This window comes from Acinetobacter sp. I-MWF, from assembly GCF_025433935.1.
GTDB classification, from domain to species: Bacteria; Pseudomonadota; Gammaproteobacteria; order Pseudomonadales; family Moraxellaceae; genus Acinetobacter; species Acinetobacter guillouiae.
The window spans coordinates 2358405-2381966 of the sequence record NZ_JAMBAR010000001.1; the positions used below are offsets into that span (position 1 = coordinate 2358405).

Annotated in this window: 22 protein-coding genes, 1 pseudogene and 1 riboswitch; of the genes and pseudogenes, 8 read left to right on the forward strand and 15 right to left on the reverse strand. The window is 36.1% G+C overall.

All coding sequences use genetic code 11. The features are described from left to right. Positions 1–7 precede the first annotated feature (7 nt). The 10 genes and pseudogenes from M2R48_RS10985 to M2R48_RS11030 form a co-directional block, all read right to left on the reverse strand. Entirely contained in the window at positions 8–748 is a 741-nt protein-coding gene (locus tag M2R48_RS10985; protein WP_034616781.1) for an adenosylcobinamide-GDP ribazoletransferase, read from the reverse strand. After that, positions 745–1356 carry a histidine phosphatase family protein gene (locus M2R48_RS10990; protein ID WP_262086133.1) on the reverse strand — a complete coding sequence of 204 codons (612 nt, stop codon included), beginning with the start codon at positions 1354–1356 and terminating at the stop codon, positions 745–747. Before M2R48_RS10990 ends, M2R48_RS10985 begins: the two co-directional genes overlap by 4 nt. 30 nt (positions 1357–1386) lie before the next feature. Further along, positions 1387–2439 (reverse strand): nicotinate-nucleotide--dimethylbenzimidazole phosphoribosyltransferase, encoded by a 1053-nt coding sequence (gene cobT / locus M2R48_RS10995; protein ID WP_262086134.1) that lies wholly within the window; start codon positions 2437–2439, stop codon positions 1387–1389. A gap of 80 nt (positions 2440–2519) precedes the next feature. Continuing rightward, complete coding sequence (cobU, locus tag M2R48_RS11000) at positions 2520–3032, reverse strand: bifunctional adenosylcobinamide kinase/adenosylcobinamide-phosphate guanylyltransferase (RefSeq protein WP_262086135.1); 513 nt, start codon at positions 3030–3032, stop codon at positions 2520–2522. Then, positions 3020–3688 (reverse strand): 2'-5' RNA ligase family protein, encoded by a 669-nt coding sequence (locus M2R48_RS11005; RefSeq protein ID WP_262086136.1) that lies wholly within the window; start codon positions 3686–3688, stop codon positions 3020–3022. Before M2R48_RS11005 ends, cobU begins: the two co-directional genes overlap by 13 nt. 100 nt (positions 3689–3788) lie before the next feature. Then, the gene (locus tag M2R48_RS11010) at positions 3789–4463 is read right to left on the reverse strand and encodes an HAD family hydrolase (protein WP_262086137.1); all 675 of its coding nucleotides are present in this window, start codon (positions 4461–4463) and stop codon (positions 3789–3791) included. A gap of 63 nt (positions 4464–4526) precedes the next feature. Next, on the reverse strand, positions 4527–6125 hold the full coding sequence (locus tag M2R48_RS11015; RefSeq protein WP_262087484.1) for a histidine-type phosphatase: 1599 nt from the start codon (positions 6123–6125) through the stop codon (positions 4527–4529). A gap of 436 nt (positions 6126–6561) precedes the next feature. Further along, positions 6562–6837 (reverse strand): annotated as a pseudogene (locus M2R48_RS11020) (siderophore biosynthesis protein); the annotation flags it as partial. 540 nt (positions 6838–7377) lie between these two features. Beyond that, positions 7378–9000 carry a phosphoethanolamine transferase gene (locus tag M2R48_RS11025; RefSeq protein WP_315972856.1) on the reverse strand — a complete coding sequence of 541 codons (1623 nt, stop codon included), beginning with the start codon at positions 8998–9000 and terminating at the stop codon, positions 7378–7380. A 5-nt stretch (positions 9001–9005) separates the two neighbouring features. Beyond that, positions 9006–9581 carry a TMEM165/GDT1 family protein gene (locus tag M2R48_RS11030; RefSeq protein ID WP_262087486.1) on the reverse strand — a complete coding sequence of 192 codons (576 nt, stop codon included), beginning with the start codon at positions 9579–9581 and terminating at the stop codon, positions 9006–9008. 71 nt (positions 9582–9652) lie between these two features. Beyond that, positions 9653–9797, reverse strand: a riboswitch (yybP-ykoY riboswitch). Positions 9798–10294: 497 nt separating this feature from the next. Here M2R48_RS11030 and M2R48_RS11035 point away from each other — a divergent pair. After that, positions 10295–11614 carry an NAD(P)/FAD-dependent oxidoreductase gene (locus tag M2R48_RS11035; RefSeq protein ID WP_262086139.1) on the forward strand — a complete coding sequence of 440 codons (1320 nt, stop codon included), beginning with the start codon at positions 10295–10297 and terminating at the stop codon, positions 11612–11614. 222 nt (positions 11615–11836) lie between these two features. On the opposite strand, the gene aqpZ is transcribed toward M2R48_RS11035, so the two are convergent. The 4 genes from aqpZ to M2R48_RS11055 form a co-directional block, all read right to left on the reverse strand. Further along, positions 11837–12529 carry an aquaporin Z gene (gene aqpZ, locus M2R48_RS11040; RefSeq protein ID WP_262086140.1) on the reverse strand — a complete coding sequence of 231 codons (693 nt, stop codon included), beginning with the start codon at positions 12527–12529 and terminating at the stop codon, positions 11837–11839. 343 nt (positions 12530–12872) lie between these two features. Continuing rightward, entirely contained in the window at positions 12873–13202 is a 330-nt protein-coding gene (locus M2R48_RS11045) for a YcgJ family protein (RefSeq protein WP_410004178.1), read from the reverse strand. Between the two features lie 724 nt (positions 13203–13926). Further along, positions 13927–14706, reverse strand: a complete 780-nt coding sequence (locus M2R48_RS11050; RefSeq protein ID WP_075594633.1) for an APH(3')-VI family aminoglycoside O-phosphotransferase — start codon at positions 14704–14706, stop codon at positions 13927–13929. 225 nt (positions 14707–14931) lie between these two features. Beyond that, complete coding sequence (locus M2R48_RS11055; protein WP_262086141.1) at positions 14932–15771, reverse strand: enoyl-CoA hydratase/isomerase family protein; 840 nt, start codon at positions 15769–15771, stop codon at positions 14932–14934. 96 nt (positions 15772–15867) lie between these two features. Here M2R48_RS11055 and M2R48_RS11060 point away from each other — a divergent pair, with 96 nt between their 5' ends. Then, positions 15868–16278, forward strand: coding sequence for a winged helix-turn-helix transcriptional regulator (locus M2R48_RS11060; protein WP_262086142.1), 411 nt, complete (start codon positions 15868–15870; stop codon positions 16276–16278). A 287-nt stretch (positions 16279–16565) separates the two neighbouring features. Here the strand turns inward: M2R48_RS11060 and ybaK are convergent, their stop codons facing one another. After that, positions 16566–17033: a Cys-tRNA(Pro) deacylase gene (ybaK, locus tag M2R48_RS11065; protein ID WP_262086143.1), complete on the reverse strand. Its 468-nt coding sequence runs from the start codon at positions 17031–17033 to the stop codon at positions 16566–16568. Positions 17034–17191: 158 nt separating this feature from the next. Here ybaK and M2R48_RS11070 point away from each other — a divergent pair, with 158 nt between their 5' ends. The 6 genes from M2R48_RS11070 (at position 17192) to M2R48_RS11095 (ending at position 23476) form a co-directional block, all read left to right on the forward strand. Further along, a complete protein-coding gene (locus M2R48_RS11070) occupies positions 17192–17827 on the forward strand; it encodes a CDP-alcohol phosphatidyltransferase family protein (RefSeq protein WP_262086145.1) in 636 nt (211 codons plus the stop codon). Positions 17828–17855: 28 nt separating this feature from the next. Continuing rightward, complete coding sequence (locus tag M2R48_RS11075; RefSeq protein WP_262086146.1) at positions 17856–19604, forward strand: bifunctional alpha/beta hydrolase/class I SAM-dependent methyltransferase; 1749 nt, start codon at positions 17856–17858, stop codon at positions 19602–19604. A gap of 91 nt (positions 19605–19695) precedes the next feature. After that, entirely contained in the window at positions 19696–21051 is a 1356-nt protein-coding gene (locus M2R48_RS11080) for a phosphatase PAP2/dual specificity phosphatase family protein (RefSeq protein WP_262086147.1), read from the forward strand. Continuing rightward, a complete protein-coding gene (locus tag M2R48_RS11085) occupies positions 21048–21476 on the forward strand; it encodes a hypothetical protein (RefSeq protein ID WP_056511452.1) in 429 nt (142 codons plus the stop codon). The genes M2R48_RS11080 and M2R48_RS11085 overlap by 4 nt, the downstream gene beginning before the upstream one ends. Before the next feature lie 318 nt (positions 21477–21794). Next, positions 21795–22535: a lysophospholipid acyltransferase family protein gene (locus M2R48_RS11090; RefSeq protein WP_262086148.1), complete on the forward strand. Its 741-nt coding sequence runs from the start codon at positions 21795–21797 to the stop codon at positions 22533–22535. Continuing rightward, positions 22532–23476: a phosphatidate cytidylyltransferase gene (locus tag M2R48_RS11095; protein ID WP_004719987.1), complete on the forward strand. Its 945-nt coding sequence runs from the start codon at positions 22532–22534 to the stop codon at positions 23474–23476. The genes M2R48_RS11090 and M2R48_RS11095 overlap by 4 nt, the downstream gene beginning before the upstream one ends. Positions 23477–23562: the final 86 nt, after the last annotated feature.

The window sequence follows — 23562 nt, forward strand, 5'->3', positions numbered from 1 at the left end:
AATCTGATTAAATATAAAAACCACAAATGATAAAACAGAGTAAACAGACGGTTTCCGCGATTTCTATACTGGCACCAATGGTGTCACCCGTAATCCCATCGATTCGTTGAATAAACTTATAGCGTAGATAAATTAAGGTGAGGATAAAAATTGTCGCCGTCACCAAACCAACCCAAACAAAATAACCTGCGCCCAATAAACTGATACCAAAAATGATCATTGCCCAAGTTTTAGGGATATATTGAGCAATCGACCAGCCTAAGCCCTTTTCACGGACATATTCAGTGGTCAGAAATAAAAATAATGGTGTTAAACGCCCTAAAATAGGAAATAGAATCAAAGCAGTATAGTGTTGTTCCTGTAATAACACATACAGTGCAGACCATTTAATCAAACAGATAACAATTAAACTCAGCACACCAAACGGTCCACATGCTGGGTCTTTCATAATTCTTAAGGTATTTTCTTTATCACCGAAGCCACCGACCCAAGCATCCGCAGTATCCGCTAAACCATCTAAATGTAAGCCACCCGTGAGCAAAATCCAGATGACCAGAATAATGGTACTGAGTAAAACTACAGGCAAAACATGTAGAAAACTGGCAACGGCAAACAGAACCAAACCAATCAAAAGTCCAATCACTGGATAAAATAGCAGTGACTGACCATTTTGTTTTGGCGAAGGCATATTTTTTAAATAAACAGGGAAAATCGTTAAAAATTGCAATGCAATAAAAAATGGGGTCATTTATTGCTCTCCAATAACTCTAACTGCATAGTTTCGCTGTCCAACATAAAGCGATTTAATTGCCCAAGCTCAGCAGACATTTTTAAAATATCATCAAGAGATTGTTGTAGCGCCATACATTTTAAAAGCTTAATCACACCACCATGCGTCACAATCAAAGCTGTTTGGCTTTGTGTAATCAACATCTGCTCTTTGATCGCTTGTAATGCTTGCTTAATTCGGTACTGAAAATCTAAATATCTTTCAGCATTTGGTGGAGTAAAACGTGTCGGAGATTGCCAAAAATTTTCCAATAACTCAGGCGTTTTTGCATAAATCTGCTGTGTTGAAATACCTTCCCAATCACCAAAATGAATTTCTTGTAATCGATGATCTTGCATCAGTGGTATTTGAACTTGTTCAGAAAGTCTCTGTGCAAAAGAGAAACAGCGCTTTAAAGGCGAGCTAAACATAAAATCCCATTGCGTTTGCACAGAGGATTGATCATAGGAAATGGTCTGGTGCATTTGTTGCCAGCCCAATTCTGTCAATTCATCATCAGTCGAACCACGCAAAGTATGATTCAGCGTAGTTTCCCCGTGACGTAATAGATCAATCCTCAATTTCATGCATATGCTCTTTTTGAATTATGAATAAATTTAAACTTTCTCGCCAATTACCGCAGCTTCTGCAAAAGTGGCCATATTGTTATGTAAACTACATGCCAACTTAATCACACCCAAGGCAGCACCCGCACCACTGCCTTCTCCCAAACGTAAATTAAGCTTTAATAATGGATCAGCATTCAATTCTTGTAATAGGCGTTGATGCCCATATTCAGCAGACTGATGACCAAACAACATCCATTGTCGAACTTCAGGATTGAGTCGTACCGCGACTAATGCCGCCACAGAACTAATAAAACCATCGACAATTACAGGCATCCCGAGTTGAGCACAGCGAATATAAGCTCCTGTCATTGCAGCAATTTCTAAGCCACCTACAGCACACAAAACTTTAAATGCATCATTTTCAACATAATTTTTATGTAACTCAAGTGAATGCTGAATGATATTTTTTTTATGAATCAACTGATCAGCACGAATTCCCGTGCCTACACCTGTCAGTTGCTCAGCAGTTTCATTTAATAAGAAACATGCAATCGCTGAAGCTGAACAGGTATTTCCAATCCCCATTTCTCCAGCGATGTAAATTGAAGCACCCTGTGCAATGGCTTTTTCTACACTCTCACGCCCCAGCGCCATGGCTTGCTGACATTGTTGCTCAGTCATTGCCACTTGTTGAGCAAAATTGGCAGTCCCTTGAGCAATACTATGACGCTCAACCCCTTGATATTGGTAAGCCTCTCCCACTGTGCCACAATCAATGACTTGTAAGGTCGCAGCATATTCTTTTGCAATTACACTGATACACGCGCCACCCGTTGCAAAGTTTTGTAGCATTTGACGCGTTACTGCTTGCGGATATGCTGAAATATTTTCAGCCATCACTCCATGATCACCTGCAAAAATCGTGATCCAAGGTTTATCTACATTGGGTTTTGAATTACTTTGCAAAGCGGCCAATTGCACGGCGACATTTTCCAAAACAGACAGTGAGCCTGTTGGCTTGGTCAATTGTAATTGACGTTCTTCAGCCTGTTGTTTTGTTTCTGCGTTTGGCACTTTACATGCTTCTAACCACCAATTCATTGTTGCTCTCCATCTCGTATTTTAAAAATTCATTGTTAATCGTTAAAATGCTCAAGTTTATATGATAAAAATCACAATATTTATCCTTTTAATAACATCGGAAAACCTGCGATGCAAAACACTACTTTATCAGCTATTTGACCTAATAGTTGATGTAAACGTCCTGATTCATCAACAAATTTTCGGGTTATTTCACCCATTGGTATAACACCGAGTCCTGTTTCATTGCTAACTAAAACAATTTTAGACTTTAATGTAGGTAGAATTTTCAGCAATTTTTCACATTCGATGCGCTGAAGATTTGAGTTCTCATGCATCAATAAATTACTCATCCATAGGGTTAGACAATCCACCAAAATCACTTGTTCTTGTTGATCTATTTGTTTTAAACAATCGGCGAGGTAAATTGGTTCTTCAATCAGCCGCCATGCATCAGGTCGTTGTGTCTGATGGTGTGAAATACGTTGTCGCATTTCATCATCCCACGCTTGCGCGGTAGCAATATAAACAACTTGTAGATTTAAGTCTTTTGCGATCTGTTCAGCTAATTTACTTTTGCCTGAACGCGCGCCACCTAGGATTAATTGCAACATAAATTTGACTCCCAAGATCCATCTGTTTTTTTCGGATTGAGTATAAGCTGATGTAACGTAGCTAAAGGCCCCTGTAAGACTTGCGCTTGATATATACCAAAATTAAGCTGATCAATGCCAATTTCAAAACTTTTTTGATCAATCGTTTCGATAGCCTTAAATATTTGTTGCGTTTTAAATTCAGCTGAATACAAACCTAAGGTGATATGCGGACAATAATCTAAAGCAGCAATTTCGTGACTTGATTGGGATAATAATTGTCGAATATTGCTTAGGCTATTTTCATGATCTTGAATTTGTATAAATAAAGCACTGCTAAAACTATTTATTTTTCCTGTTGTTAATTTAAAACTATTTAACTGGTTTTGGCTCAAAATTTTAAGCTGTTGTTGAAATTTACTTTGGATAAAATCATCATCAAATTGCATTTTATCTTCCGTTAGAAAACCACAAATATACAATGTGATATGAAATTGGCGTGTGTTGGGGTGCAATAAATAGTTTGAGAATTTTTCTGTTAAATCGCTTAAATAAGCCAATAATTCAGGATGATGAATTTCGATATACCATAAGGCGTAGTGTTTTCTCCCTTTGTGCCACTCGGGATAATCATGTGTCTCAGTTGGAGTTGTTAAACTTTGAGAATCTAAAAACACATCAAATTCACATTAATTTTAATGCTTCTATTAAAGCACGTAATCATCATGTTTAAATCTTGAATTGACTGAGTGTTGTTCAATTGAAAATGAATTTTATTCAGTCAGATTTTATGATTGCCTGATAAAAATCTAACATAGATTCAAAGTAGTAATCTGCTTTCGCCAGCATGGTCTGATTTGGCGCTTTAATATCCTCAATCAAAATCGTTACTCCCCCAGCCAAATCTGCTGAAGTAATCCCATTTTCAGAATCTTCAATCATCAAGCTGTGTTGTGGATTTAGATTTAATAACATGCAGGCTTTGTTAAAAATTTCTGGATGTGGTTTACCTTGTATCACGTCATCGCCACAGACCAACAAGGTAAAATAATGATCAATTTTTGCAAGTTTTAAATATTTTTCAGCAATTTTTCTGGCACTAGATGTAGCGACAGCCAATCGGATATTTTGAGATTGCAAATATGCTAATATTTCTAAAAGTCCAGCTTTCACTGGTACGCCTTGTGACAAAATCATCTCAAGTTCAATTTGTTCAGCACGTTGCCGAATGTGCTGGTAAGGGATATCTTGACCATAAAACTTTTGTGCTAACTGTTCTGAGCTTAACGCATTAAGCCCTAAACATTGCATCAAATAATCTAAGCTAAATTCTACACCAGTGATTTCCAAAGACGCTTGTTTTAACACATCAAACCTAAGCCGTTCAGTGTCCAGCATCGTACCGTCCATATCAAAAATAGCAGCTTGAATCGTATGTTGCTGGAATTTCACAGTGTTCCTTTTATAAACAGATTAAAAGGGAGAAACCTGTACTCCCTCAAATTTTATAGCAATCTATTGAATACTATAACATTGTTTCAACTTTAAATAATCATAATAATAGCTGTTTGCTTTATAGCGGGCATAATCACAATCTTTTTTAAAAGCAATCTCTTTTTCGTTATAAAGCATTTTTAACAAAGTCTGCCCTTGCGAATTCTGATAAATATCCCACTGTAAGTTTGCTGCCATCGGTGAGATATCTTCACCACGCCACGCACTATTTGAATAATTAAACGTCTGCGTCAAAGGCACAGATTGCATCATCCCCTTTAACTCTAAGCTAGTAGCTAAAGGAATTATGATTTCAGCATGAGCAAATCTTAATACAGCAACATTCTTTTGTGTATTGCTCATAACATCATCAACTTGTTTAAATAAATCCTGTTTGAGTGATTTAGCAATATCTGTTGTTACAGCTTTGCCTGTATCAAAGCTTGGTCCCTTACTATAAAAATCATTGGCATCGTTATATTGTGCATAAAACTTAGCCGCTTCAATTGGCATATATTTTTTAAAATTTGTCGCACCAAGCTCGTCTTGCATTCCGCCAGTGATTGAATACAACTCATACACATAAGCAGCAGCATCTACTGCACTGGCAATGGTATTTTTCCCCTTTCCTTTTTCAGTAATCTGTTCACCTTTAGGGCTTGTTACAGTGAATGATCCTGAATTACTAAAGTTATAGCCAGTTTGACCAATTTTTTGAATAAACGCTGTTTTAAAAATTGGGCTTAATACTTCTGTTGCGATTTTTTGCGCATTAGGATCTGCACTCAATATTTTAATTTTTTGTTTTAAATCTGGATCATTCTCTTCAAAGTCTTGATATTTTAAGCTAGCCGCATAGACTGTTTTTTCTAAATCTGTTTTAACATTCGCCAAATCGTCTTGTGCATTTAAACTATGAAAATACAGATGAAAGCGATTTACCCCACCATCACCAATACTTGGTATAGAGGTACTGTTGAGACTTTGATAGCTTGCTGGTGTAATTGCAGTTTTTAAACTCGGTTGCTGTTTCAACAACGCATGGGTAAAAAATTTAGCACTGTCCACTGCTCGATCCACACCCGAGCTAACGATCTGTATAGATTTACCTTGTTGACTGGCTTGATTAAACAATTGTGGTAAGCGTTGTAATAAGCGATCTGCAATACCCTGATGTTCTTTAATACCTACAGAGGTTTCGTTGCCATAACCATACTGGCGTATACCTTCCACTCCATAACCCAATAGAATATTGGCTTTCATCATGGCTTCTAAATCAACACCCAATTGTTCACCCAATAGGGTTAAAGCATTTTCCTGTTTTGCTTTTAACCACATGTTGTATAAAGCTAAATCATATTTAATACTCGATAGACCTCGTGAACCATGTCGAGCAACTAATTCTGTAAAAACTGCGTGATAACCTGCTGGTGTTGCTTCATAACTGCTTAGTTTCTGCTGGGGTTGATAGGGTTGTTTGGTCTGTAAATATAATGATGTATCAGCTTTAGGTGGGACGACAACAGCTGAATTATCATCATGATCATTATTGCAGGCTGTTAAAAATAGTCCTGAAGCAAAACAAATGATTAGCGAATGTTTAATTTTAAATGGTTTCATCATTGAAATATCATATTTGATTTAATGCAGGCAAACTAATCAAAGAACATGACACTGGTATGACCATCCTCTATTTATTCCATTTAAAAACAACAAAATAAAAAGACAGCAATAAGAAAATACTAAGCAGTAAATAATATGGGAAGATAATGTTAAGTTGGTACAACCCTGTGCTCATTAATGGTGCAACAACCAAACTGAGCGCTTGCGCCATGGTGCATAAAGCAGCAATTTTAGTTTGCAAATTTATCGAAACTGATTGTGATGCACCTGTGGTAAATGCCGGCATTAGACATGCCACAGCGATACCATAAAACACATAAGCTAACTGAAAAATCACGATCTGCTGGGTATAGATTGACAAGATCAGCCCAATCAGCATTGAGCTTAATCCAACCATTAAAAGCTGTGTTAACGACCAGTTTAGCCATTTAGAAATCGCAATTGGACTAAACCTTTGCGCTTGTCCTTTATTAAAAATCTGCGGCAATTTATCTATTCGATGCCGCCCTACAAGACTTCTATATGAAAGTGGTACATATAATTGGGATTGGATGGATTCCAATGGAATCATTAACAAGGTCAAGCCTTGGCTAAACGCAAGTTGTGTAGAGTTTTGCTGATATTTCTCCAGTAAAATTCTACTTCCTGTTTCTTGTGAGTATGCATTGATTAGGTGCTGCATCGCCAATCGGCTGGCAAGCTCTTTCATCTGACCATATCCTCTGTACAAGACTTTTTACTGCACTAAAAAGATCTAGAAATTTGATTTATGTTTTTCTTGGATCGTGTAGCTCTGCTTAACACAAAAATAATGATAATCATTCGCATTTGAGAATGCAATGTTACACCCTGCTTGTCTATGCAGGTTTAACACTATGATTCTGTGAAGATTTATGATGAATTGGTCTTTTTCTTATGGTTTATATTTTAAAATTTTTAATTGTAATAAATGATAATATTCTCATTTAGAATTGAGAAATTTCATCGAAATTTTCATTTTAAGAGATTATTTAGCAAGTTTTATCGATCTATAACTTCACTAGCAGATTTTAATCTAAGGCTTATTTACTGATTTATTGTGATATTTCTAATGGAAAAATAAAAAGTAGATTTAACGATATCCGTGAATTGTGTCGCTTCTTTAAAATGCTATTTCATCTAGATCTTGTCGAAGCAAATCTGACCCAATCAATCAGAGCGATACGATTTAGCAAAAATTTTTGTCCAAAGCTAATATAATATCGCTTGTTTATTTTGGTGAATGCCAAAGTAACTGAGGTACAAAATTACAAGTTTGATCTAACCAACACAATTTTTCTTTACGATCCAATCGATCATGAGCACCCATGAGGTGTAATACATATCGATCTAGGTCACTGGCATCAATTGGTTTTTCACTGACTATTCCTTTAGTCGGCATATGATCATACCAAATAATAATTGGAATACGGTAGCCAGCTTCAGTATTTGCACTATGCCCAGCATAGTTTTTAGCATGCCCTACTTCATTACCATGATCCGATAAAAAGGTAAAAGATCTAAAATCAGATTGTGTGGAAATTAAAAGATCGAATAACTTTGCAACAACCCAGTCTTGGTAAAGTATGCTGTTATCGTATTCATTGCGTTTTAACTGAATTAAGTGATTGATCTCATTTCGTTCAAGTTTTTTTTCAACCTCATCATTGCTAGAATCATTAAACTTAGAAAATTGTTCTGGGTAGCGCAACTTATAATTTGGATGTGAACCAATGAGATGCAGAATAATCAACTTACGAGGATCTGGGTCATCCAATGCAATTTTATAAGCGGGCAGAATATTTTCATCTAATGACGTGCTACTACGACCTGACTTTTTATTGATAAAAACAGCTTCATCTGCAAATGAGGCAAAAAGTGAAGAGATATAAACATCATCTTGGTTACTAATCCAATAAACTTTAAAACCTGCAGCCTTAGCGTATGCCATAATATTTTCAGGTGCATGATCATCCATTGCATTTCGCGTACCATCATTAAATAAATAACGTAAAGATTGAATAGTAGAAGATGCTGGTGAGTATCCACGACAAAAGACTTTGAATTGTTCACTCCGTTGAGTTAACTCAGGTGTTGTATTTCGTGGATAGCCACATAATCCAAAATTAAAACTGGTAATGCTGTCAGTTAAAACTATGGTATGTGTCTGCCTTTTATTCAATTGACCACTAAAATCTAAGCGCTGTTCTGCATTCAATGTCCATTCTTTATGTATCTGATCATGCTGTAGAATACGCTGTTTGAAATCTTGAATTTTGCCATAGTATCCATACCAAAATGGCAATGGATGTAAAGCAATTGAAGGCTTAATCGCATAGCTGGCAGTACACAGTAGAAATAACAAACCTATAGCATAACGTCCTAATCGATGTACTTTCTGATCATGGAACTCATGCGTATTAAAATATTTAAATAAAATAAAAAAATATAAAATCAAAGCGCTTAAAATCAAGCCAACAAATAGAATAAAAAAGCCAAGATGCAGTTGAAAAAATTCTAAACTTTCATTCAATGTTGTATTCGCGATAGATTCAATAATTGAATATGCTTCAGCGTCACTATTGAACAACAACCAACTTACTGAGAGTAAGCTGGTATGAAATATAAAAATAAACCACCAAATGATTGAAAATAATTTCCAAAATAAATTTGGTTTTTTTGTGGCTTGAAAACACAACCAACACCCTGGTAGTGATAAAAAGGCCAAACGAACACTATCCGACCAACTCCCAGCTAAACCTAATAACAGTAAAGTGATCAGTGGTAGTACAAGTAGATACGGTATAAAAAACATGCGTTGCCAGCTTACTGGTATTCGGTTAAATCGCTTCATTGTCATTAGAAAATGTAATGTTGAATAAGTGCAACAACACCAATAATTAAAAAGACAAGTGCGCCAATTTTATGAATGAGTGAAATTGGAAGCTTTTCTGCAAGTTTATTACCAATAAATACGGCTGGAGCATTCACCAACATTATTCCTAAGGTGGTACCTACAGTTACCCAGCCGATACTGTCAAAACGAGCAGCTAATGCCACAGTCGCTATTTGAGTTTTATCACCAATTTCTGCCAAAAAGAAAAGCACAAAGGTTGCGCCAAAGACACCGTATTTTTGCCACTTATCGATACTTCCAGATTCATCATCTAGCTTATCTGGGATTAACATCCATACGGCCATCCCAATAAATCCTAGAGAAACAATCCACAATAAGACAGTTGGACTAAGAACAGTCGTAATCCACTGTCCGAGTACGGCAGAAACACCATGATTTACCAGTGTCGCGAGAAAAATAGCGATAAGAATAGGAATAGGTTTTCGGAATCGTGCAGAAAGCAGTAGTGCCAGTAATTGGGTCTTATCTCCCATTTCAGATAAAGCAACTACAGCAAGAGAGATTAGGAAAGCAGATATCATAATAATTTCTCTGGCTAGCAATAATTACCAATGATTTATTACTCTTGCTAGCCATAGCAGAGTCATAAATCAAAGGTCTTGCCAACAAAAAGAAATCTATGATCGGAGGATCATTTGGTTCTTTGCTATGATGACCATGCTAGTTTAAGCAATTATGTTGACCATCACCTTTTTACCTGAGGTAAAAAGCGGCTACTCCCCAATGAAGTTTTTTTATTTTAGTAGAATCAAGTGTAGTTTTCAATCATACTTTTTAGATAAATTAAAAGAACTCATTCCTGTTTGATTACGCCGCCTACTCACCACATATTCCTATAAAAATATTTTAAATATTGATCAGTACCAAAATTGTAAAGTTATGAATATATTTAGCTAGAGGGAAATAATATTAAAAACGATCAATATTCATAAAAAACATTTAAATTCAATAAATTAAATAGCATTTATTTTTAAATAGCGGCCATTGCGAGCACGCATTGGTCGCATAAGCATGGCTTTAATTTCATCCTACTTGGCGCTTTTATCGAAAACAAAAAAGCTCATATTATAAGATTATTATTCAACAGTTTCAGCCATTCTAAAGAACCTTTAATCAATGTGATAAAATATAATTTATTGTTTTTTTTTAAAATAAAAATCAAATAATTTTATCTGAGAAGTATAAGATGTATTATCTTAATTTTAGATACAAAACTGAGCTATAAATTTTTATGTTGGAACATAGCGATATTAATTTACCGGTTATTATTATTGGTGCTGGGATAGCAGGAATCGCATGCGCTAAAAAATTACAAGAAAATGGTAAAAAAGTTACCATACTCGAAGCGAGGTCTCGCACAGGTGGGCGCATAGATTCATTGCAATCTGATGCTGATGTTTTTGATTTAGGTGCATCATGGATTCATGGCGTTGAAGCTAATCCGATCTGGGAAATTACCCTAAAGAATCATATAGCAACAACTGTATTTAACTATGACAAATCGCAATATTTTCATGAAAATGGGTTGTTATTTTCTGACAAAGAAGTCCAAGAGTTTGAATCTTATGTAGAGGAAATAGAAAAGCAACTTTCTCAAACACAAACGCAATCTGCCCTCAAGGCGACTGAAGAAATAATTTCTTCTTTACATTATTCAGGTAATACATTTTCAGAAGATTATCTTAAACAATTATTATTTAACTTTTTCAATCGAATAGCAAATGACCCATTTGCGACAAATCTTGAGCTACTTTCATCAAATTACAAAAATTACAAAGGTTATTTTGATGGTGATGAAGTTATTTTTCCCAATGGCTATGCCCAAGTTATAGACGTGCTTTCAAAAAAAATCGACATTCAATTCAATGTTGATGTAAAAAAAATCATCTGTGAAAATGATTATGTCAAAATTATTGATTCCAATGATAATTTTTACATAGGTTCCCGTGTAGTGGTTACTGTCCCACTTGGAGTTTTAAAGAAAAATCATATCGCGTTTTATCCTCCATTGCCTCATCACTATACTCAATCTATTCAAGATATTGGATTTGGATCCTTCAATAAAGTATTTTTTGAATTAGAACAACCACTTTCTTTTAGATCCAAAATACAGATAGACAAGATAAGTGATTTCTATTGGAATGAGCTTGGTTGTTTTAATATTCTAGACTTATCTGGAATTTATAAAAAGCCAATTTATTTAATGCTGTTTGGAGGAAAGCAATCTGAGTTTATTGATAATTCAGCGGATAATGAAATATCAAAGTTTATTTTTAGTAACTTGCAGAAACAATTTAACAATATTCCCCATACACCTAAAAAACTCATCGTTACACGTTGGGGCGCCGACCCTTATAGCTATGGTTCTTTTAGTTTTCCCTCACTAAAGCACAGTGAGGATATTGTTAAAGTGTTTCATCAACCAATTCAAGAAAAAATCTTCTTTGCTGGTGAACATTGTAGCTTGAAATATGCGGGTACGGTTCATGGCGCATATTTAAATGGCGATGAAACAGCTCAAAAAATATTAGCTGAAGTTTCAATTATTTAAGTCTAATCTCAGCCATAAAAAAACCTCCCGAGGGAGGTTTTTATAATGTTGTCTAGAGTTAGGCACATTGATAATAGACTTCTTTCATAAGTCCTTTTTAAAACCATTAATCAACATAAAAGCACCCTCATCCTAGCCTTCTCCCAAAGGGAGAAAGAACTTTCAATACCAATATGATTCACTCCACATGATCATTTTTTGATTTATGAAAGATCTTTAACGCTATTGGCTATTTTTTTGCTCAAAACACTTATAAATTAAAGCGCCAATCACAGCGCCAACAATTGGAGCAACCCAGAAAAGCCATAGTTGACTCAGTGCAGCCGTTTCAGCAAACAAAGCCACTGCTGTACTACGTGCAGGATTGACCGAAGTATTGGTGACAGGAATACTGATTAAATGGATCAAAGTTAATGCCAAACCAATAGCAATAGGTGCAAAACCAGCTGGTGCACGTTTATCTGTAGAACCGAGAATTACAATTAAGAAAATAGCAGTTAAGACAATCTCAATTATTAGTGCAGAAAGCAAAGAATATTTTCCAGGCGATAAGTCACCAAAACCATTTGTTGCAAATCCACCTGTACCAGTGAATCCTGCTTGACCTTGTACAATCAAATACAATATAAATGCCGCGAAGATACCACCTACGACTTGAGCAATGATGTATGGTGCTAAGTCTTTTGCATTAAAACGACCGCCAACCCATAAACCTATACTTACTGCGGGATTGAAATGTCCACCTGAAATATGACCTAATGCGTAAGCACCAGTCAGTACAGTGAGACCAAACGCGAGTGCAACACCGACAAAACCGATACCCAATTCTGGAAATGCTGCAGCAAGTACAGCACTACCACACCCTCCAAAGACCAGCCAAAATGTTCCAATAAATTCTGCAAAATATTTATTCATGTTCATTACTTTTCTGTTCAATAAATCCAAGCGAAATTTAGCAAAACAAGTCACACTTTTAAACAAAAATATAAATTATTTTACAAAAAACATAAGTAATTGATGAAATGACGAAATTCATAATTTTTATAAAACAAACCCTTCGATTGAAGGGTTTGTTAGACAAATTAAAATTCCAATTCAGAGGGGGAAGAAGGAATGATTTAATAAATCTATTGGTAATTTTTAACATGTATATAGATTTATACAATCTTATTTAATAGAACACAGCATTCTAAAAATTTTAAGATCAATCAAAAAGCCCATCTGCGAGTGAGCTCTTTAGCCGATTTATGGCAAAGAATTACTTATTATTAAAAAGCTGATCTGTTATCTTTTGATCAACTTTACTTCGATGTCCATTGTTAAAATATCGATCTACATGGCATCGTTTTGTATTTGTATCGCAGAACACCCCATTTGAGAAAGTAAATGCAGAGTGATCAAAATCGCCTTGTGAGAAAACTTTATTCGCTTTTTGGGTTCCTAAATATTGAGCCGTAAGTGATTTTGATACACCTTTGTTATTTACACAGATATATTGATCACAAATCACACCTTTTTTAGGTGAAACTAAACTTGTGTTGGTTTTAGCAATCACTGGAAAACTGATGATTAAACAAGCATAGCTGATGAGACTCAATAATCCTTTAGAAATTTTCACTTTTAAACCTGCAAAACAATACAAAAAAATAAAGGAAAATTATAAGATCAATTGGATTTAAGATATACAACAATTACGTTTAAACCTATATAAGAAAACACATTAGGCTTCTTTTATAAGGTATTTTTAAAATGATAATTCAACATAAAAGTCCCACATCCTCGCCTTCTTTCAAACTGAGAAGGCGATTTCAATAGCAATATGAATCACTCATTATAAACATTCATTCAGTTTAGAAATAATCTAGAGATATTATGATTAACAGCAGAATTATCGATAAAATCAAATAAGTATTGATATTATTAAAGCTCTTAAGATAATTTAACATTCGTCATTTCCCATAAGAATTTAATAAAATACTATATGGCTGACAGATAGATAAAAGACTAGGAAAAGAAAAGCAGACAAAAAAATACCATCGATAATAAAATTGGTTAAAAATGTTGCACGATGAAATTTAAATAAACTTGTAAAGCCAATAAATTAACAATTTTATATTCAAAAAAACTTAAATCACAAGTTAAGCTAATAAACAGTTTTAGCTATTTTAAATAAGTTCATTTTAAAAACCAAAATTTAGATTTATTGGTGATATAAAACTTTAAATCAGTGGTTCCACTAACGCTCTTCACTTATTTATTTAAAATTTAGCGACGTAAAATGACAATTAAGTATTTTTAGAAAATGCTTGGAATCAATTCAATTCATCAAGTTTTAAAAAATAATTCCTTTTGTCAGGTCTATCATTTTTTAAATGCTTTAAAAATATTTTAGCAGTTTCCTCCGATGCATCCTCTCTTAGGCAACGTTCAACAAAGGATATATCTACAAATTCATCTGCTAACCCAGCACGGCCAAGATCTAAAAAGTAAATTTCATTGAATTTATCTATAAAAATATTACTATCCGTGATATCGCCATGAGAAAAAACCAATCTTTCTTCAACACGAGTCTCAGTTAACTCATTCCATAGACTTAGGTAAGTTCTATGGTCTCCCCATAATTCAGCGTCAAAATCATCTTGATCTATATCGTCAAGGAGTTGGTTATCAATAAAAAATTTTGACTCTTTTAACCGATGATCAATGTTTGAAATAAATGGACAATCAATAATAGCAACTGAATTTAAAAGATTGAGTGCCTCCTTATAGATAGCAAGCAATTCTTGGTCTGTTAAAAAAAGCGCTGAAATTGGTTTTGCATTGATCGCTTTAGTGATCATGAATTCAAACTGCTCATCCTGAAAAGTCATGATGAGTTCAGGCACCTTTAATTTCTCAGAGAGCCAACTCAACATTTTCGCTTCGCGAGAGACACTGTATGTGGTCTCTGTATATAAAGTGCTAGATCGCTTCAGAAAAAAAGTTTCATTATTTCGATTAAAAGAATAAACATCCGATGGCGACTGACCAATTTTATTTGGCTCTAAAACGCTGTTTCCAATAAATTGTTGAATAATATTGGGCAATTCCATCAAGTTTTCCTTTTATTCAGCATTAAAAACCCCGCAAATGCGAGGCCTAGTAAATAGATGATCTTAATTTGGTTCACTGTAGCAAAAATATGGCTTATTCCCTATAGATGGTCAATACTTCAAACTATTGTCATCGCCTCTCAATTGCATAAACTGTATTAGTCTTAAAAAGTGGGGGCAACCTCAGGAATAAGCTAGAGCAGAATATTAGACAGCAGCAAGACCTCATGATGCAGATAAATCGCGGAGTAGCTGCTCTAAATCCTGTTCGCCTACTTTTGTTTGAGCACCTGTCTGCAAGCCGCCATGAATGAGTTTTTCAGCAGCAGGACGCGCAAACAGTCCAGCCCATGCTTTGTGCTCTCGAAGGAAGCCTTCGCTTAAATCCGCTGGTGGGATTGCTTTCTTTGCAGCTGCGATGACTCCTTCAGGTAAAGCTGCAATATTTGTGGCGATGCGATGAACAAAAGCGTCTAACTCATTTGCCGGAAGCGCACGATTTACCCAGCCATATCGTTCGGCTAGCAAAGCGTCAATCAGCTCAGCACCAAGAATTACCTCTAATGCACGCCCCCGTGTCATACGCTGTGAAAGATATTGAGTACCACCACCACCAGGAATAATCCCCATCAATGCCTCACATTGGGCGAGGCCAGCACGCCCAATAGCAGCAAATGCCATATCCACTGCTGCTACAAATTCAGCACCGCCACCACGCGCCAAGCCTTCGAGCTTAACAATCGTCACTTGCGGCTGTGCCTGAATCATCTCTCCTAAAGCCTGAAATGGATTCAATCCATTAGGTAGATCTTTTGCGAACTGGTCAAAAGCATTTGGCTCATCAATTAAGGTCATGTCTACATGAGCGATGAAAAACTCAGGATCGGCGCTTTGGAACACGATTACACGTGTTTGTGGGTCATCACGTACCTGAGTGAGAAAAGCTCGAATATCACTCATCAAAGCAACATCCAATACATTAACTGGTGGATTGTTAATACTGACAGTCGCCACGCCTCGATCATACTCAATGTGAAGTGTGGAATAAGTTGGAATGGTCATCATATACCCTTGATTTTAGCTGTGTGCAATCATGGTATCTTATGTATACTTAGTGTCAATTACGCACCTTAAGCATCCTAAGTATCTTGGAGCATACCTATGAACTCTGATCACGATCCAATCTACCGTGCCGACTGCCCAAGCCGTGCCATTCTCGATCAAATCGCAGATAAATGGTCAATGCTGGTTTTGATGGTGTTACATGAACCACGTCGCTTCAACGCCATCAAACGGCGCCTTGATGGTATTACCCAACGTGTATTGACACAGACACTTCGCAAGTTAGAACGCAATGGTATGCTGACACGCACCGTTATAGATGGGAAAACGCTAGGCGTGGAATATGCCTTGACGCCACTTGGTCAATCACTCAAATTGCCTTTTAACGCGCTCTACGACTGGACCGTCGAGAATATGGACACCATTCAGGTGTGCCAATCTCGCTATGATCAATCTGATGATGCTATTCGCACAGATACCACTCAGCAATCAGGCATAACGTTGAAATAACGTGTGTCGCTGCTAGCTAGAAATGTGAGATTTTGGCTTATTAGTCCAAAATCTGATGAATATGGAAAAGATTATTTAGGTTTTAAAACTACCAGCTGTTTTGCTTACTTAATTTTGTTCCACTTTCATCTATGCAATAAAAACCACCGCAAAGGTGGTTCATATCTTGAATGAATGACTGTAATCTTTGTCTTTAATTTTCAGTTATATTGCCTTAGTGGAGGCAATATTTTTATGACTAATATAGTGAATAACAGGTCTTTTAAATTTAACTCTAAAAGCACTGCTTATTCATCAATAATATCAGCAAAATTCGCACCCAAAACCTTAGCTAAATCTTGTGGATTAACCCCAATATCCAAGCCCCTTTTCCCACCACTAACATACATTTTAGTTAACTGCTGAGCACTTTCACAAATCACCGTTTTTAAACGCTTTTTTTGACCTACAGGACTGATTCCACCGACTAAATATCCAGTTAAACGCTCTGCATCTTTAGGATCAGCCATATGTAGTTTTTTACAAGCAAAGGCACTCGCCACTTTCTTTAAATTTAATTGATGGTTCACTGAAAGAATGGCAACAAAATAGTTTTTATCATTTGTCACCATCAAAGTTTTAAACACTTCTTCAACACTTAAACCTAATTTTTCAGCAGCCTCTAAGCCAAAACTTTTTGCATTTACATCATGTTCATATTCATGAATTGAAAATTCAATTTTATTTGATTTTAAAACTTTGCAAGCAGGCGTCATAGAATAAACAAGATCAAAATTAAGAATACATTTGAATTATAGGACTATTTATATAAATTTTAAAATAACAATACAAATTTAAATGATGAAAATTAATACTTGTAAAATCATGGAAAACTTGATTAAAATCCTGTCATATACCTTATATTACTAGAACAATGCCATCAATCTATCAATTAAAACCAGCATTTCAAAACTTACTGCGCCCTTTTGTTCAAAAGCTTTTTAATATCGGAATCACGGCAAATCAAGTCACATTATTAGCGATGTTTATATCGCTCGGTTTAAGTTTTTTTCTATACCAGTATTATCTGAATCATGCTGTAAATGGGTGGTTATTGCTCTTTCCCTTGTGGATGCTGCTACGAATGGCTTTCAACGCCATCGATGGAATGCTTGCCCGTGAATTTAAACAACAATCCAACTTAGGTGCATTTTACAATGAGTTGTGTGATGTTATTTCGGACACAGCACTCTATCTATGCTTGATTACTTTTGGCTTTATCAATGCAAAATTACTGTTATTGATTGCTTTCCTTGCAATTCTAAGTGAATACACTGGTGTAATGGCACCACTGATTGGGCAAGAACGTCGTTATGACGGCCCAATGGGAAAAAGTGACCGTGCATTTTGGTTTAGTTTAATCACAGTCGTGATTGTCGCCTTGCCATTATTCACTACAAATTTACAACTTCTCGGCTTAATCTGTAATGGCATACTCATTTTAATTGGTCTGCTGCTTAGTTTAACCATCTATAACCGAATTAAAAATAGCTTAAAAACAGCTTTATAAAACAGTTTCATATTTAGGGTAAATTCGTATGTATAACAACAGTCATCACACCTTTAAGAGTCATGATGGAACAGAATTGTTTTATCAACATTGGGCAACCAACTCACCGAGCGAAACAAAAAAAGCCATTCTTCTGTTTCATCGTGGACATGAACATTCAGGACGTATGGCACATTTGGTCAAGGAACTCAATTTAAGTGATTTTGATTTCTTTGCATGGGATGCCCGCGGTCACGGCGATTCCCCTGGTGAACGCGGTGATGCACCTAGCTTCTCAGCATGTGTAAAAGATATTCAATATTTTGTCCAACATATTGAAGAAAACTATGGTATCGATGCCAAGAATATTGCTGTAGTTGCACAAAGTGTAGGTGCGGTATTGGCCGCAACATGGGTACATGATTATGCGCCTAAAATTCGCGCCTTGTGTCTCGCGTCCCCGGCTTTTGACATTAAACTTTATGTGCCATTTGCTGAACCTAGCTTAAGAGTCATGGAAAAAATTCGCGGTAATTTTTTCATCCAAAGTTATGTTAAAGCCAAAATGCTGACCCATGATGAAGAACGTGCTCAAAGCTATGATACTGATCCTAAAATTGCTAAAGCCATTTCGGTGAGAATGTTGCTTGGACTTTATGATGCCTCTAAGCGAATTGTTGCAGATTCACAAAATATCTTTGTGCCGACTCAAGTGTTATGCTCAGGTTCAGATTTTGTGGTTTTTCAAAAACCGCAACGTGATTTTTACCAAAAGCTTCCGCATCCTAAAAAAGAATTACATATTTTAGATGGCTTCTTTCACGATACTTTAGGTGAAAAAGATCGTCATATAGCAACAGAGAAAATACGCCGATTTATCCAGCAATGTTTTGCTGTTGAATATCAAGCACCAGACGTTTTAAATGCGGACAAAATTGGTCCAAGCTGTGCTATTGCTGAAGATCTCAGTTCACCATTACCCGCTAAATCAATGAAGAATGCATTTTGGGAAATCACCAAAAAGAATCTAAAAATTGGTAGCCATTTATCTAAAGGCTTAAAAATTGGTGAAGACACAGGCTATGACTCTGGAAGTACTTTAGATTTTGTTTATCGTAATCAATCTGAAAGTAGCAATCCTATAGGCAAAATCATTGACCGCCAGTATTTAAATGCGATTGGTTGGCGTGGGATCCGTGTCCGCAAACAGAACATTGAACATTTGGTTCAGAAATATGCGGATATTCTGATTAAAAAACGCAAGCCATTGAGAATTATGGATATTGCATCTGGTCATGGGCGTTATATTTTAGATGCTGTGGTTCAACTACCAAAACGACCAGATTCGATTTTATTGCGTGACTATAGTGATATCAATGTACAAGCTGGTCAGCAAATGATTGCAGCGCGTGGACTCAATGACATCGCTGAATTTGTTCAAGCGGATGCATTTGATACACAGTCTTTGGCCTCTGTTAAACCAAAACCATCACTTGCCGTGGTTTCGGGTTTATATGAGTTATTTGCAGACAATGATTTGCTACGTCAATCACTTGAAGGCTTAAGTAAAGCAATCCTTAAAGATGGTTATTTGATTTATACAGGTCAAATTTGGCACCCACAACAAGAATTTATTGCGCGTGCACTAACCTCACATCGTGAAGGTGATGCATGGGTAATGCGTTTACGCTCTCAAGCGGAAATGGATGCACTTGTTGAAGCTGCTGGCTTTAAAAAGGTCGACCAATGTATTGATGAGTTTGGAATATTTACCGTCTCAGTCGCACAAAAGCTATAAAATTTCTGCTATCACAGTTGGTGACTTGATATAAATCAATCTAAGTCACCAATTTTTTAATTTAAATAGAATAAAAATCTACGGATGTTTTATGCAAACACTCATCAAAGAAACTGGGACATGGAAATGGGGCGTACTTTGCTTAGTTTTTCTTGCGCCTTTCTTTTTCCTCACTTATGGCTTTGCAAATCAATATGCATCAGGTCTGAGTGATGTTCCAAGTATTGTCTTTGCTTGGGAAAAGCATATTCCACTTTGGGCTTGGACGATTGTGCCGTATTGGTCAATTGACCTGTTTTATGGTCTCTCCTTATTGCTTTGTTGGAACAAGTTTGAGCTTAAACAACAAGCGCTTAGGCTATTTTTAGCGCAAGTTATTTCGATTAGTTGCTTCTTACTGTTTCCTTTAAAGTTTAGTTTTGAACGCCCACCTTTAGATGGTTTTTTCGGTCTATGGTTTGATGTCCTCATGGGCTTCGATAACCCCTTTAACCAAGCGCCCTCATTACATATTGTTCTGTTGATTATCCTTTGGGATTTCTATCGTCGCCATGTACAAGGTATGTGGAAATATTTGATCGATTTTTGGTGTGTGCTGATTGGAATCTCTGTACTCACCACATGGCAGCATCATTTTATTGATCTTCCCACAGGAATACTGGTTGGGGCTTTATGCTTATGGCTATTTCCAATTTCAGTAAAATCCCCATTTAGAAAAGATGGACTGCAACTGTTAACAGCAAAACATTTAAAGCTTGGCAGTTATTATCTATGTGGTTCAGTAATTTTCTTTATCTTAGCTTATGAGTTTAGATCATGGGGACTGTGGTTAATTTACCCTGCTGTGAGCCTGTTTATCGTTGCACATAGCTATAGTTTTGTACGTCCACATTTTTTTCAAAAACAAGAAAATGGCAAAATGACGGTTGCGGCACAAATACTGCTTGCGCCTTATTTAATTTTTGCTTGGCTTAATAGTCGTGTTTGGACCAAAAAACATCCCGAAGATTCTTTCATCATTCAACATGAACTTAAAAAAATCTATATTGGAAGAATTCCAACACAACAAGATCACCACCAATACAATGCAATATTTGATTGTGTTGCTGAGTTACCCTTAAATCAAGCAACTGCATATCAGCAATATCTCAGTCTAGATCTGATTCCATTACAAGCCAATCAGCTTGAGTTAGCCGTAGCACGCTTAAATGATTTGATGTCAAAGCTTGAACCAAGCTCTACCCAAAATATTCTGATTTTTTGTGCCTTAGGTTATTCAAGAAGTAGCGCTGTACTCACTGCTTGGCTGATTCAACAAAACCAAGATGCCAATATTGATGAAATGGTAAACATTATTCGTAAAGCTCGCCCTTGGGTGGTATTAAAACAAGCTCAACTTGAAGAATTAGAAATTTACCATCTAAAACTGAAAGGTTTAGCGCCATGAAAATGAATTTTTATGTGGTTGCGCAACTGCTGTCTGCAACCACAGCTATATTACTTTCAGGTTATTTGGCTTTTGCCTTATCTATTTTTGCCATCCTGTTTAAAGGCTGGCAATCCTTTGAGTTTTGGACGTTCATTGTCATTACATTGTTATTGTCTGGGCTTCATCACTACCTCTCATTTAGAGTTAAGTTTGATGCTCAACTCATTAAAATGATTGCACGAGAATCCCAAACTGAATCTATTGAAAACTTAACCCTGCAATTTGATCAAACCCTAATGAGTATGAAATTGATGCCCGCATCCAAAGCAGGTCGTGATTGGTCACAGCGTTTTGCAGGATGTTTTAAACTTTTAAAACTTCAAATTGCTTTATTATTGATACAATATCTGGTTTTAATGATTTTGATTTCTAGAATTATTTAAAGCGATTTTAACCTCAACTGATACAGTTTTAGCTGATATATTCAATTGTTATCGTATGATGCTTTTAATCATCTTAAATCAAGAAAATTCTCAGCTTCTCAGCAGTGAAGATCTTGAAATGCTATAAAATTCTTCTATGATTCAAAAAATAGAAATGATAAATTTGTAAAAGGAGACCAAGCTTTTTACTTTTTATTCAAAACTAAGTTTGGTTATATTTTTATTTTAATCACTTAAAAAGTAGAATTTTATACTTTAATCATCTTATTATACAGCTTGCCCCACAATAAAATGCTTCAATATCAATCGGCTTAGAGAATGAATCAACTACCTGAACAACGTTCCGAACAAGATAAAGAGTCATACAATAAACCGTCTTTAGAGCAAAAGACTCAACACTTATATTCATCTAATGGAAATTTAGCATCACACTCTATTGCTCGCTTTATCGCATTTTTGACACGCCGTGGCGCACGACTCTTAACTGGTGCTCGTAGCTTGTGGGTTGGTTGTCAGCCTGAGATGAAACAACGTATTTACTATGCCAATCACAATAGTCATATCGACTTTATCTTATTGTGGTCCTCACTTCCCAAACTGATGCGTCGTAAAACTAAACCTGTTGCTGCTTCAGATTATTGGCTGAAAGATGGTTTTAGACAATTTTTAATTAAAGACACCTTTAATGGTGTCACGATTCAACGTAATCGCGAAGATAATGCAGACCCTTTACAACCTGTGAAAGACGCTCTTGCTCAGGGTTATTCCATTATTTTCTTTCCTGAAGGTACTCGAAATCTCGATGATGATCTTGAGCTATTACCTTTTAAAAGTGGCCTCTATAACTTACATAAACAATTTCCTGAGATTGAGATTGTCCCTGTTTGGATTTCAAATCTAAGACGTGTCATGCCAAAAGGTTCTTTTGTTCCTTTGCCTTTACTGTCTACCGTATGCTTTGGCTTTCCTTTAGAACAACATTTAGAAATGGACAAGGCCACATTTATAGATTATGCACAGAAGCAGCTATTACAATTAAAAGAGGTTGAGAATCAATGATTTTAGATAATCTGAATAAAACCTATCTTTTATTTGGTATTTTTGCGGGAATTTTAGTTTTTGCATCTAGTGTGGGCTTTATTCTCAAGCAAAAAGCTGGGCAAAAACCCTCATCAGTGATTGATAATTTAAATGCACGGATCAATGCTTGGTGGGTGATGTTGATCGTCATTGGCGCAGCAATCCTATTGGGTCAAACTGCATTTATTATCTTATTTGGGATTATTTCCCTGTTTGCTCTACGAGAATTTACCAGTCTATTGCCGACACGGCGTGGTGATTATTTTCCTTTACTTATCGCCTTTTATTTTGTTATTCCCTATCAATATTATTTGATCTATATCGACTGGTACGGCTTATATTCAATTTTTATTCCACTTTATGTATTTTTACTGATTCCGATTGCCAGTTTAAAACAAGAAGATACCAAACACTTCCTTGAACGTAGTTCTAAAATTCAATGGGGACTCATGGTTTGTGTTTTCTGTATTTCCCATGTTCCAGCATTACTCAATTTAAAACTAAATGGTTTTAAAGGTGAACCGATTTGGTTAGCAATCTGGCTGATTATGGTCGTTCAAGCATCCGATGTTTTGCAATATGTCTGTGGTAAGCTTTTTGGAAAGCACAAGGTTGCGCCTGTCTTGTCACCATCAAAAACAGTTGAAGGCTTAGTGGGTGGTATTGTTTTAGCCACAGCTTTAGGTGTTGCTATGGCATGGCTTACTCCATTTAGTTATCTACAAGCTGCATTGATAGGACTGGTTGTGTGTATCTTTGGCTTTTTCGGTGGTTTGGTGATGTCTGCCATCAAACGTGACCGTGGTGTCAAAGATTGGGGACAGTTGATTCATGGTCATGGTGGGATGTTAGATCGGATTGATTCTATCTGCTTTTCTGCACCCATCTTCTTTCATATTTTAAGATATTGGTGGAGTTAGTCTGTCGAACTTTTCAAAAATGAAAAGGCGACAAATCTTCTGTTAGGTGAGCGGTACTTCCTATACTGCTGCCTAACGACGATTTC

Excerpts from the sequence above, each read along its gene's own strand:
- M2R48_RS10990 (WP_262086133.1), bottom strand. The coding sequence starts at position 1,356 with ATGAAATTGAGGATTGATCTATTACGTCACGGGGAAACTACGCTGAAT.
- M2R48_RS11080 (WP_262086147.1), top strand. The coding sequence starts at position 19,696 with ATGCAAACACTCATCAAAGAAACTGGGACATGGAAATGGGGCGTACTT.
- M2R48_RS11075 (WP_262086146.1), top strand. The coding sequence starts at position 17,856 with ATGTATAACAACAGTCATCACACCTTTAAGAGTCATGATGGAACAGAA.
- M2R48_RS11070 (WP_262086145.1), top strand. The coding sequence starts at position 17,192 with ATGCCATCAATCTATCAATTAAAACCAGCATTTCAAAACTTACTGCGC.
- M2R48_RS11055 (WP_262086141.1), bottom strand. The coding sequence starts at position 15,771 with ATGATGACCATTCCAACTTATTCCACACTTCACATTGAGTATGATCGA.
- M2R48_RS11095 (WP_004719987.1), top strand. The coding sequence starts at position 22,532 with ATGATTTTAGATAATCTGAATAAAACCTATCTTTTATTTGGTATTTTT.
- cobU (WP_262086135.1), bottom strand. The coding sequence starts at position 3,032 with ATGTTGCAATTAATCCTAGGTGGCGCGCGTTCAGGCAAAAGTAAATTA.
- M2R48_RS11050 (WP_075594633.1), bottom strand. The coding sequence starts at position 14,706 with ATGGAATTGCCCAATATTATTCAACAATTTATTGGAAACAGCGTTTTA.
- M2R48_RS11090 (WP_262086148.1), top strand. The coding sequence starts at position 21,795 with ATGAATCAACTACCTGAACAACGTTCCGAACAAGATAAAGAGTCATAC.
- M2R48_RS11060 (WP_262086142.1), top strand. The coding sequence starts at position 15,868 with ATGAACTCTGATCACGATCCAATCTACCGTGCCGACTGCCCAAGCCGT.
- aqpZ (WP_262086140.1), bottom strand. The coding sequence starts at position 12,529 with ATGAATAAATATTTTGCAGAATTTATTGGAACATTTTGGCTGGTCTTT.
- M2R48_RS10985 (WP_034616781.1), bottom strand. The coding sequence starts at position 748 with ATGACCCCATTTTTTATTGCATTGCAATTTTTAACGATTTTCCCTGTT.
- ybaK (WP_262086143.1), bottom strand. The coding sequence starts at position 17,033 with ATGACGCCTGCTTGCAAAGTTTTAAAATCAAATAAAATTGAATTTTCA.
- M2R48_RS11015 (WP_262087484.1), bottom strand. The coding sequence starts at position 6,125 with ATGAAACCATTTAAAATTAAACATTCGCTAATCATTTGTTTTGCTTCA.
- cobT (WP_262086134.1), bottom strand. The coding sequence starts at position 2,439 with ATGAATTGGTGGTTAGAAGCATGTAAAGTGCCAAACGCAGAAACAAAA.
- M2R48_RS11035 (WP_262086139.1), top strand. The coding sequence starts at position 10,295 with ATGTTGGAACATAGCGATATTAATTTACCGGTTATTATTATTGGTGCT.
- M2R48_RS11085 (WP_056511452.1), top strand. The coding sequence starts at position 21,048 with ATGAAAATGAATTTTTATGTGGTTGCGCAACTGCTGTCTGCAACCACA.
- M2R48_RS11025 (WP_315972856.1), bottom strand. The coding sequence starts at position 9,000 with ATGAAGCGATTTAACCGAATACCAGTAAGCTGGCAACGCATGTTTTTT.